Below are 11,471 nucleotides of genomic sequence, written 5' to 3'. Positions count from 1 at the left end.
TTACCGGCGGGATCGATGCCTTTAGCCCGCACCAGTTGAAAGTATTCTAACTGACCTAGGTAAACAATCACCCCAAAGCCGAGGGTGAAGTACCATCCCCCTAGGGTTAGCATGATTAAGGCGAGGGCGATCGCCACAATTCCACTGATGACACGAGACCAAGACATGGCTGATTGACAAGTTAGTTACACAAAGCGCAAATCCAGAAAAGCTAAGAGTTCATGAGCCCTGACCGCCTAGGGTGGAAATAAGGGGTGATTTCGACAGTCAACTTTTCCTGGTTCAATCCATTTTCTCACCACTGAGGATAAACATAGGATCAATTGCTACTAAACTTTGCGATCGCCCTCGAGTCTCCATGCGGTTAATGGAAGATTGGACGACCTCGACATTCCGTACCTGTAATTGAGCAAACCCTTCGGAAATTAGGTATAAGGTCTCTAAATTGGAGGCGGTAGCTACAATACGGCCTTGGGGCTGTAAATAGGACCACACGGTAATGAGAATGTCTTTGATGGCTTTTCCTCCCTCTAAACAAACCCGGTGGGGAGGATCTTTGAGCCCATGCAAACAGTCGGGGGCGTTTCCTTCAATGACATCTACATTGGTGACACCGAAGCGATCGCAATTAGTGCGGATCAGGTGGGCTACTTCCCCATCCCTTTCAACGGCAATAATTCGACCCTGGGGACATAATAAACCAGTTTCTACGGCAATGGTTCCAGTTCCAGCCCCAATATCCCATACTAGAGAGTCTGGTTGTAGCCGTAGATAGGAAATCAACAGTAATCTTACCTCCCGTTTACTCATGGGAATTCCTGGTAAACGTTCAAAGAGATGATCGGGAATGCCGGGGGTAATATAAGGCCAAAGTGGGGAAGACATAAAATCATTGGTGACTTGTGCTGCTAGGGGACTGGAAATAGAAAGCCAGGGCGGGGAGTTTCAATGATCAATTACCCGCAGGGTTGCTAAGGTCTGATCGCTAGAGCCGGTAATTTCTCCCCCCAAGGCTTTCACCTGTTGCAAAAATGCGATCGCTTTTTTAGAGATAGCTTCCCCCGGCCACAAAATTGGCACACCGGGGGGATAGGGACAAACACACTCAGCGCTAATTTGACCGGGACAGTCTGGAGTTGGTAGTGAGATGGTTTTGGCAAAAAAGGCATCTCGGACAGACATGGCGGAAACCTCAGCTATGGCGGTTTCAAAGGGGGATATGGTATCGATCATCTGCCAGTGATGCTGGTTTTGGGTGGGGGGATTTTGTGATGCTCCAGATAAGGCTTTTTGGCTGAGAAATGCGAATCCCTTAATCATCTGATCGATATCGGCTTGGCTGTTGGCGGGACTGATGATCATGGTCAAGTGTTGGAGATCTGGTAACTCAGCAGTTACCCCAAACTGTTGATGCAGAATTGTGTCTGCTTCATAACCACTTAACCCGCAGTGGCTGACCTCAACGGTTAACCGGGTTGGGTCTAAGGCAACACACCCAGCCGTTAGGGGGGGATGATAGACCCGTAAACCGGGTAAGTTTTCTAATTGAGTTTTTGCTCTCTGTGCTAATTTTAGCGCTTCTGTGAGCCTTTTTTGACCGTGATTGACTATTTGATGGCGGGCGGCATCGAGGGAAGCTAACAGCAGATAACTGGGGCTGGTGGTTTGTAGCATTTGTAGGGCGTTATCGAGGCGGGTGAGGTTGATGCGATCGCCTTTAATGTGTACCATTGAGGCTTGATTCATTGCCCCTAGGACTTTATGGGTAGATTGTACGGTTAAATCAGCCCCCCATTGTAGGGCGCTTGGGGGTAGCTGCTGATGAAAGTGAAAATGTCCGCCATGGGCTTCGTCTACCAGCAGGGGGATGTTATGGTTATGAACTATGGTGGCTATGGCTGCTAAATTACCACAGATGCCGTGATAGGTGGGATACACTACCATCACGGCTTTGATGTCTGGGTGTTGCTCTAGGGCTTTGGCGATCGCTTTGGGGGTCAAGCTCAGGGGGAAATGCCAATCTTGGTCATATTCGGGATTAATAAAGATAGCCCGCGCACCGGACATTACCAAGCCTGAGATTACCGATTTATGAATGTTTCGCGGTAGGAGAATTTTGTCTTCTGGGTCACAGGTGGCTAAAATTGAGGCGATGATCCCCACTGTGGAACCGTTGACTAAAAATCTGCACAGGTCGCTCCCAAAGGCTGCCGCTGCTAATTCCTGAGCCTGTTTAATCACTCCCTCCGGTGCAAATAGATTATCTAATTCTGGCAATTCTGGCAAATCCGCCCTAAATACTTGCGACCCAAAAACCGCCGCCAAAGATTCGGGAATCCCCTGTCCCCGCCGATGTCCTGGGGTATAAAAAGCCGCACCGGGTGTTTCCGCCGCTTGTTTAAGGGCTGTTAATAGGGGAGTTTGATTTTGATCCATAATTGATCCACATCCACACAGGTCGCAGATTCCGGCTGATTTGTTATTTATATTTTGACTGTTTACTGCTATTATAACATATATCAAACCACTATAAAACCTTTATAGAACTGTATGCTTACCGCCGGAATTGTCGGATTACCGAATGTCGGAAAATCTACTCTTTTTAATGCCCTAGTTGCTAATGCTAAAGCCCAGGCTGCTAATTTTCCCTTTTGTACCATTGAGCCTAATGTGGGGGTAGTGGCGGTTCCTGATGAACGTTTACAGGTGTTGGCTAAAATTTCTAATTCTGAGCAAATTGTCCCCACCAGAATTGAATTTGTTGATATCGCTGGACTGGTGCAAGGTGCCAGTCAAGGGGAGGGATTAGGTAATCAGTTTCTCTCCCATATTCGTGAGGTAGATGCGATCGTTCAGGTGGTGCGCTGCTTTGACAATGATGATATTATCCATGTGTCCGGTTCCGTCGATCCGGTGCGGGATATTGAAATTATTAATCTGGAATTGGCTTTAGCTGATTTGTCTCAGGTAGAACGTCGCATAGAACGCACCCGCAAACAAGCCCGCACTAGCAAAGAAGCCCAGTTAGAATTGGGCGCTTTAGAGAAGATTGCCGCCGTCTTAAATGAGGGTAAATCTGCCCGTTTAGTGGATTTATCCGAAGAAGAAACCGAGGCAATTAAAGGCTTGGGCTTGTTGACCCGAAAACCGATTATTTATGCCGCTAATGTGTCCGAAGATGATTTGGCGACGGGTAATGAATGGGTGGAAAAAGTGAGGGCGATCGCCTCCCAAGAAAATGCCCAAGTTGTGATTATTTCCGCTCAAGTAGAATCCGAACTTGTCGAACTTTCCGAAGCAGAAAAGCAGGACTTTTTGGAATCCTTGGGAGTGCAAGAAGGCGGTTTAAAATCCCTAATTGCGGCCACCTATAAACTCTTAGGACTGCGAACATTTTTGACCACTGGACCAAAAGAAACTCGCGCCTGGACTATCCACGAGGGAATGTCCGCACCCCAAGCCGCTGGAGTTATTCACTCTGATTTTGAAAGGGGTTTTATCCGCGCCGAAACCGTAGCTTATCAAGATTTAGTTACTCATGGGTCTATGAATGGGGCTAAGGATAAAGGCTTAGTCCGCAGTGAAGGTAAAGAATATATCGTCCAAGAGGGAGATGTCATGTTGTTCCGGTTTAATGTTTAATAGAGTTAGGGGGAAGTTTCTTTAATCGGTGAGGTAGAATTACTCAACTCAAGGCTTGCGGGTCATGGCTGATTAATTGATCACACATATAATCAAGAAATCCTCCCAACATACAACTTAATACTGAGGTCTAAATTATGGATTTAATCATTGCTTGGTTGGTGACAGCGGTCAGCTTATTTTTAATTGCTCAACTCAGGCAATTTACCGGGGTAGAAATCGAAGACTTTAAAAAAGCCTTAATATCCTCGGCGGTGTTCGGGTTATTAAATCTTTTAGTCCGACCAATTTTAGGGCTTTTCACTGTCCCTCTGTCGGTGGTTTTTTCGAGTTTCCTTCTCACCTTATTGGTGAATATGGCGATTTTTGGACTAGCGGCTTGGCTAGTGAGAGGCTTCTATCTGCGTTGGGGTATTTGGAGTGCTTTAATTGGGGCTCTGGCTTTGAGTTTCATTAACTCTATTTTATACGAAGTTCTAGGGAACCTAAACCTAGGGGTGTAAAGACATAGGTCAACTCCAAAATTAGTGGCTATGGGGAATGTCTGACACCCTTGTAGCCATTAACTAGGATGGTTTTTGAGGGAATTTCGGTTGAGTTTTAACAATGGCATTTTTCAGGAGTTCTTTATTAATTGTTGTCGGAGTCGCCGCCGAATTAGCACCAGGACGCGCCGTAGCCGCTGAGAAATGGGGAGTTTCGGTAAAATTCCAATGATTGAGAATATCCAATTGTGCATCAACAATGGGATCATATTTTTCGTACCAACTAGCGATCGCCGTTGATAAAGTTTCGATATCATCTGGTAAAGGTTCAATTAACGTCAGCAGTTCTTGACATTTAGCTTCAGTGAACAATTTAGGCTGAGTTTTCAGGAGTTTAATAAAGGCTTCTAGGTTTTGCTTATAGAAAGACATAGCAGTTAGTTAAGATTTTCTGAAATTTAGGATAAGTATTATCCTACTAATATACCATAAAAATAGCCATTATACAAGTCATCAATAATTGTATTATGTTAGCGAGAGTTTGGAGTGCGTCGGTAGTTGGTATTGATGCGGTGAAAGTCGGAGTTGAGGTAGATCTTTCGGGAGGACTCCCCAAAATCATTGTTTTAGGTTTACCTGATACAGCGGTTCAGGAGTCGCGGGAAAGAGTGAAAGCCACCCTCAAAAATGCAGGTTATAGTTTCCCCATGGGAAATATAGTAATTAACCTAACTCCGGCGGACTTGCGGAAAGAAGGACCAAGTTTTGATCTCCCGATAAGTATTGGTATTTTAGCAGCTTCCGAACAGGTAAAAGCCGATTTATTGGGAGATTTTCTGTTTTTAGGGGAAGTCTCTTTAGATGGCAGTTTGCGTCCGGTAGCGGGGGTATTACCCATCGCCGCCGAAGCCGAAAATATGGGAATTACTGGTTTAGTAGTTCCCGAAGATAACGCTAGGGAGGCGGCGGTAGTTAAGGGGGTTTCGGTGTATGGTTTTAAGTCAATTTTCGAGGTAGTAGATTTTCTGAATTACCCCGATAATTATGAGCCACTAAAGTTAGATAGTTCCCAGATTTTAGCCACCCCCAAATCAACTAATTTAGACCTCAAAGATGTTAAAGGACAATCCCACGCTCGCCGCGCCTTAGAAATTGCTGCCACTGGGGGTCATAATCTAATTTTTGTGGGTCCCCCAGGTAGTGGTAAAACCATGTTAGCGAGACGTTTACCAGGTATTTTACCACCTTTAAACTTTGCGGAAGCCTTAGAAGTTACGCGCATTCATTCCGTGGCGGGACTGTTAAAAAATCGGGGAACTTTAGTAAGCGATCGCCCTTTTCGTAGCCCCCACCATTCCGCCTCTGGTCCTTCTTTAGTGGGTGGTGGAAGTTATCCCAAACCGGGGGAGATTTCTTTAGCTCATCGTGGCATTTTGTTCCTAGATGAATTAACAGAATTTCGCCGGAATGTTTTAGAGTTTTTAAGACAACCCCTAGAGGATGGATTTGTAACGGTAACCCGTACCCGTTTATCAGTGGTTTTTCCCTCCCAGTTTACCTTAATTGCGAGTACAAATCCCTGTCCTTGTGGATATTATGGCGACCCGATACAAGCCTGTACCTGTTCTCCTCGTCAACGGGAACAATATTGGGCAAAACTATCAGGGCCTTTGATGGATAGGATTGATTTACAAGTAGCAGTCAACCGACTAAAGCCGGAAGAAATTACTCGCAATTCTACGGCTGAATCATCAGAAACTGTACTAGAAAGAGTGCAAAAAGGGCGGTCAAGGGCTTATCATAGATTCAAGGATGAGCCTTTACAGTGTAATGCGGAGATGCAGAGTCGCCAAATTCAGCGTTGGTGTCAACTAGACCAGGCGAGTTGTCAACTTCTCGAAGCAGCTATCCGCCGTCTAGGACTGTCGGCGCGGGGAAGCGATCGCGTTTTGAAAGTAGCGAGGACTATCGCCGACCTCGCGGGAGAAGACAACATCAAACCTAATCACATTGGCGAGGCTATTCAGTATCGCACATTAGATAGAATGCAGTAGAATAGTTAATAGATATCCACTGCGGGTCATACCTATGAGTATTAAGAAAAAACCGAAAATTCCTAAATCCAGAAAAATCGCCAATTTGCTATTAATTCTAGCCGGGGTGATTTTAATTGGCAATTGGTTATTGCCTCAAATTACCCGACCGAGAATTCCGAAAGTCCCCTATAGTTTATTTATCCAACAGGTTGAAAGGGGGGAAGTTCAAGCGGTGTTGCTGGGGGATAATGAAATTCGCTATCAACTGCGACCAGAAGGAGAGGAACCCCCCCGAATTTTAGCGACTACTCCAGTTTTTGACCCGGAACTTCCCAAACGTTTACAAGCCCAAGGTATAGATTTCGCCGCGCCCCCACCTCCCCAAAATGCCTGGTTTAATGTATTGTTAAATTGGGTAGTTCCGCCGTTAATTTTAGTGGCTGCTTTTCAATTTTTTATGAAACGAGACCCCCAAGGAGCGCTATCAATTAGCAAAAGTAAAGCGAAGGTATATGTTGAGGGAGAGTCGGCAAAAATTACTTTTGATGATATTGCGGGAGTTGAGGAAGCCAAAGCTGAACTAGCCGAGGTGGTAGACTTCCTGAAAAATCCCCAAAGATTTATCGAAATTGGCGCAAGAATTCCCAAGGGTTTATTATTAGTAGGACCGCCAGGGACTGGTAAAACCCTGATGGCGAAAGCGGTGGCTGGAGAGGCGGGAGTCCCGTTTTTTAGCATTTCGGCTTCGGAATTTGTGGAGTTATTTGTGGGGACGGGGGCGGCGCGAGTTAGAGATTTATTTGAACAGGCAAAAACGAAGGCACCTTGTATTATTTTTATTGACGAATTAGATGCGATCGGTAAATCCAGAAGTGGCGGCGGTGGCGGTTTTCAAAGTGGTAGTAGTGACGAAAGAGAACAAACACTGAACCAATTATTAACGGAAATGGATGGGTTTGCAGTGGGGGCGGAAACGGTGATTGTGTTAGCTGCTACTAACCGCCCAGAGGCTTTAGATGCGGCTTTATTACGCCCGGGAAGGTTTGACCGTCAAGTGTTGGTTGATCGTCCTGACTTAGCAGGTAGAAAAGCGATTTTAGATATCTACGCGAAACGGGTTAAATTAGAATCTGATGTGGATCTGCAAGCGATCGCTACTCGCACTCCTGGTTTTGGGGGTGCAGACCTGGCAAATTTAGTGAATGAGGCGGCTTTGTTGGCAGCAAGAAGGCATCGGAAACTGGTCGGACAACAAGATTTTTATGAAGCCATAGAAAGGGTGGTTGCTGGGCTGGAAAAACGCAGCCGGGTTTTGAGTGACAAAGAAAAGAAAATTGTGGCTTATCACGAAGTCGGACACGCTTTAGTTGGGGCGTTAATGCCGGGGGGTGGAAAAGTTGCTAAAATTTCGATTGTTCCCCGTGGTTTAAGTGCTTTGGGCTATACTTTAAAAATGCCTACTGAGGATAGATTTTTAATGGATGAAAGGGAATTTCGGGAACAAATTGCTACTTTATTAGGGGGAAGGGCTGCGGAAAAAATTGTTTTTGAAAGGGTGACTAATGGGGCTTCTGATGACCTGCGCCGGGCTACGAATTTAGCGGAAAAAATGGTAACTACTTATGGTATGAGTCAAGTCCTAGGACCTTTGGCTTATGATGAAGGGGGAAAACCTAACTTTTTGGGAATGGGTGATGGTAATAGACGACGTTCTATTAGTGAAAAAACAGCGGAGGCTATTGATGCTGAGGTTCGGGAAATTGTGGAAACGGCTTATCAACAAGCCTTGGATATTCTGGAATTTAACCGAGAGTTATTAGATACAATATCCCTGAAAGTTTTGGCTACTGAAGTGATAGAAGGGGAGGAATTACAAGGGCTTTTAGATGCTGTGAAAAATCCGGCAATTGACAGTTAGACGGTCAGGCTAGTTAATCATTCTCAGGGGTGCATGAAAGCGATCGCCTACATAATTAAGTTGTTGCTGAAGTTTGTTGTTATCATCTTTATAGCGGGTTATGGGCGGCTGAAATTGCCAGGACTCTGACTCTTGGGCGAGGGCTTCTGCTAATTGCCAACGGTGAAAAAATGTCCGCCCAGATAACCGCCCAATGGCACGAATTTGGTCGGCATTGAGATAGCTTGTATTGAGGTTTTTAATTTGGAAAGGGTCGATATATATTAGGTGAATTTGGGCGAGGTAAAGGAGTTGTTTTTCCTGTTCTTTATCTAGGGTCATGCGTGCCCTAACTTCATCTCGAAAATTCACGCCACCGCTAATAGTGCGATCGCTGATATCTTGTAGGGGTTCGGTAGGTATTCCCACTTGTTCCAATTTATTTAAAACTGTTTGGGATAGCTGATATTCTACACTTTGATAGACGGGTTGATTAAAGACATTTTGTAAAATAAATAGCATAACTAGACTAATAATGGCTGCTATAATAGGGGTAGAAACCCAGCCGGAGGCAATACCCAATAAAACACGCCAGCGAATTTGGCGGGCGCTTTTAATACCCTTCAAAAGTCCAATGCCAATAACCGCCCCAACGACGGCTTGAGAACTAGAAACGGGAATGAGGGGAATAGTCGGTAAACCGGCATTAGCTAAGAGGCTTTCTAACCCAGTGGAGGAAAATATATATAACACTAAAGAATGGGCGACAACTACGACAAAGGCGGCGACGGGAGAGAGAGGCATTAAGCTATTACCAACGGTCATCATGACCCGTTTCGAGTAAGTGTAAACACCAATAGCGATCGCAATTCCCCCCATTAAAAAAAGTTGTTGAACCGAGGAAATACTGACCGACCCAATATTAAAATTAGTGAAGGGTGAAGAAGAGACAAACACGCCCATAACATTGCCAATATTATTAGCACCGAGAGCATAGGAACCGAAAGCGCCTGCTAAAATTAATCCAGCGCGGGTATAAAGATCTAGCCGCAGCAGATGCAGTCTGAGGCGTGCGAGAATAGCCATTACCACCAAATAAAGCCCGGCGGCAAAAATAGCACCCAAGATGGGGCAAGCAACCCAGGTTCCGAGAATTTTTATGAGGGTATCGGTATCTGTTATGGAACCACTAAATTGATTCCAGCCAATAATGGCACCGACAACGGCTTGGGTGGTGGAAACAGGTAAACCAATTTTGGTCATCCAGAAGACGGTTAAAGCAGCAGCAAAAGCGGCGGTAAACGCACCAGCAATGGTATTAACAGCGCCTAATTCTCCTAGTCCAGCGGCGGCACCAGCCCCCCCCACTACTGCGCCAAGAATTACGAATATACTACAGATAAAGGCTGCTGTACTAAACTTTACCATGCGACTACCAACGGCAGTCCCGAAGACATTGGCGGCATCATTTGCGCCTAAAGACCAGCCTAGAAATAAGCCGCTTGATAGAAAAATTAAAATGGCGATCGCGTCCATGTTTACCTGATTTATGACTGGCTGACTCTGGGAAATTTACATCAAGTTTACCGGAAAATTGAGGAGATAATTAAGCTGTTTTAGAGGACTCGCTTAATGGCATAAATTGATAACTCATCCCCAGCATCTTCAGCAGCATCAGCGAGACCATCAATCAAATCAACTCCGTCGCGCAACTGCATTTTACGTTCCAAAGGTAGTTGGGAATTAAAGATATTTGTTTTGAGTCTAATAGCAATGCGATCGCTTTCAGTTTCATAGACCCGAACGCGATAAAGATGATCGCGAACCGCATCAGGATGACGGAAAAAAGCCCGCGCCGCAATGACGACAGTTTCGACACTTTTAACGACCATTCCGGTCAATTCTTTAAAGTCTTGATGATAGTCTTCTGGGATATCTGGATGTTCAATAATAATACTTTGATAACTGTCGCCAAACACATCAATTAAATAGTATAAATCCTCCAACAAACTTAAAACATCACCACGGGAGTCGGGAATCAACATTTCGGTATATAATTGGGATTCAATAGCCCGCCTAAGTTCATTGCAGCGGCGCTTTAAATCCCGCAATTGCTCCATTTTATTTTCACAGCTTTTGGTGACATTTTGAGAGTCCAAATAAGCAGAAACTCCCATTTCAAAATATAGACATCCTTCTGATATCTTATCCAGAAACTCGTCTATTTGACCTTCGATAAATTTAGTTTTCCCAAACAAAGGAGGAATGTCTTTTTTCATGATTCCCAGTAAATAGCCAAGATTAACCGCCCCCAATGACCTACTAGGGGGGGGTATGGGTGTCAATTTTAACTCTCACCAGTAACAATCGTCGATCTTATCATTAATTTAAATAGCATGACTAACAAACTGGGTTAGTCCCGATATAGTTTAGTAGGTTGGGTTTGTCTGGCTATAGGCGATCGCCCCAGAAACTCACAGATCCAGTTTTGTGTGAGAGGTTATGTATAATTACCAAGACTTAAAGGCAGCCTCAAGACTCAAGTTGTGGAAATTTACACTCCCGTTGTTGCGGTTGAAACTTAAACACTTAGCCAAATATTATGATGAGTTTTAATGGCGGTAATTTCAGCGGTAGGGTCTGTTAGAAGCGGCGATAATTTAATTACCTAATCATTATCCTAAAAATCCGCCTCGTAACGCACCATAACACCCCGTAACCAACTGATGGTTAACCCACGAATAAACCGGGTTTCTCACTAGGGAATCAAGTGATTAACATATTGTTTAATCACTGGTTGTAAAGTTAACCCTGATGATTTTTCCAGTAAATTGCGTCTGGTTAAAGATTGAATAGCTTTTAAGAATTCTTGATCGGATAAAATTTCTGGGGGTTTCTGGGTAATTTTTAGAGGTTTTTCTTGATTGGCTAACCACTGAATCAGGATTTTTTCGGATTCACAGAGGCGTTGATAATGTTGTTTAAGGATGGGTTCTAAGTCTCCTAAAAATAGGGTGGGATAGGAGAGATATTCTTGAACGCTACCGTTAAATAAATCAAGAATAGTGGAGGCGATGAGATTCAGCCATAAAGGGTTAGCGCTGTAAAGTTGGATGAGTTCTGACCATTTTTTCTGGTCTTTGAGTTTTCTGGCGTTGAGAATTTGGGTGGCTAGTTTATCTAAACCTGACACTTGTAGAGTTTTACAGTAGGGGTTTTCGGKTTCTAAGGCGGCGATTTCTAGGGGTTGTTCCCAGCTAAGAAGCAGCAGACAACTTGGGTGGGGGAGTTGTCCAATTTCATTAATTAATTGACCATAGTTTTGATATTCGGGGCGATAATTGCCGACTAATTCACGCGGGGTTAAGGTTTCTTGAAAGTCATCCAGAATGATTAAGCAGCGGTGGTTTC

The 11,471-nt window shown here is 44.6% G+C and carries 10 protein-coding genes and 1 pseudogene; 4 read left to right on the top strand and 7 right to left on the bottom strand.

Annotation, left to right across the window (positions count from 1 at the left end):
- From B9T16_RS20410 to B9T16_RS20400, 3 genes are all read right to left on the bottom strand, one after another.
- Positions 1 to 167, bottom strand: a 167-nt coding sequence (locus B9T16_RS20410; protein ID WP_410245629.1) for a phosphatidate cytidylyltransferase, incomplete at its 3' end; no start/stop codon positions are given.
- A gap of 115 nt (positions 168 to 282) precedes the next feature.
- Positions 283 to 885 (bottom strand): precorrin-6Y C5,15-methyltransferase subunit CbiT, encoded by a 603-nt coding sequence (cbiT, locus tag B9T16_RS20405; RefSeq protein ID WP_410245628.1) that lies wholly within the window; start codon positions 883 to 885, stop codon positions 283 to 285.
- 60 nt (positions 886 to 945) lie between these two features.
- Positions 946 to 2,436, bottom strand: coding sequence for an aminotransferase class I/II-fold pyridoxal phosphate-dependent enzyme (locus B9T16_RS20400; RefSeq protein WP_006617392.1), 1,491 nt, complete (start codon positions 2,434 to 2,436; stop codon positions 946 to 948).
- A 114-nt stretch (positions 2,437 to 2,550) separates the two neighbouring features.
- Between B9T16_RS20400 and ychF the strand changes: the two genes are divergently transcribed.
- Entirely contained in the window at positions 2,551 to 3,642 is a 1,092-nt protein-coding gene (gene ychF, locus B9T16_RS20395; RefSeq protein WP_014274157.1) for a redox-regulated ATPase YchF, read from the top strand.
- A gap of 137 nt (positions 3,643 to 3,779) precedes the next feature.
- Positions 3,780 to 4,145, top strand: a complete 366-nt coding sequence (locus B9T16_RS20390; RefSeq protein WP_410223200.1) for a phage holin family protein — start codon at positions 3,780 to 3,782, stop codon at positions 4,143 to 4,145.
- A gap of 63 nt (positions 4,146 to 4,208) precedes the next feature.
- Here the strand turns inward: B9T16_RS20390 and B9T16_RS20385 are convergent, their stop codons facing one another.
- Entirely contained in the window at positions 4,209 to 4,559 is a 351-nt protein-coding gene (locus tag B9T16_RS20385; protein ID WP_410245627.1) for a hypothetical protein, read from the bottom strand.
- 95 nt (positions 4,560 to 4,654) lie between these two features.
- Between B9T16_RS20385 and B9T16_RS20380 the strand changes: the two genes are divergently transcribed.
- Both B9T16_RS20380 and ftsH read left to right on the top strand, forming a co-directional pair.
- Entirely contained in the window at positions 4,655 to 6,181 is a 1,527-nt protein-coding gene (locus B9T16_RS20380; protein WP_410245626.1) for a YifB family Mg chelatase-like AAA ATPase, read from the top strand.
- A 34-nt stretch (positions 6,182 to 6,215) separates the two neighbouring features.
- Entirely contained in the window at positions 6,216 to 8,081 is a 1,866-nt protein-coding gene (gene ftsH / locus B9T16_RS20375; RefSeq protein WP_410245625.1) for an ATP-dependent zinc metalloprotease FtsH, read from the top strand.
- Between the two features lie 9 nt (positions 8,082 to 8,090).
- Here ftsH and B9T16_RS20370 read toward each other — a convergent pair whose 3' ends face one another.
- The 3 genes and pseudogenes from B9T16_RS20370 to B9T16_RS20360 form a co-directional block, all read right to left on the bottom strand.
- The gene (locus tag B9T16_RS20370) at positions 8,091 to 9,596 is read right to left on the bottom strand and encodes an inorganic phosphate transporter (protein WP_014274160.1); all 1,506 of its coding nucleotides are present in this window, start codon (positions 9,594 to 9,596) and stop codon (positions 8,091 to 8,093) included.
- A gap of 80 nt (positions 9,597 to 9,676) precedes the next feature.
- Entirely contained in the window at positions 9,677 to 10,339 is a 663-nt protein-coding gene (locus tag B9T16_RS20365; RefSeq protein WP_006619033.1) for a DUF47 domain-containing protein, read from the bottom strand.
- 479 nt (positions 10,340 to 10,818) lie between these two features.
- Positions 10,819 to 11,471 (bottom strand): annotated as a pseudogene (locus B9T16_RS20360) (AAA family ATPase); the annotation flags it as partial.

The organism is Arthrospira sp. PCC 8006 (assembly GCF_046480465.1).
GTDB classification, from domain to species: Bacteria; Cyanobacteriota; Cyanobacteriia; order Cyanobacteriales; family Microcoleaceae; genus Limnospira; species Limnospira platensis.
Note: the sequence above shows the minus strand (reverse complement) of the source record. Positions and strands in the feature narration are given on the sequence as shown.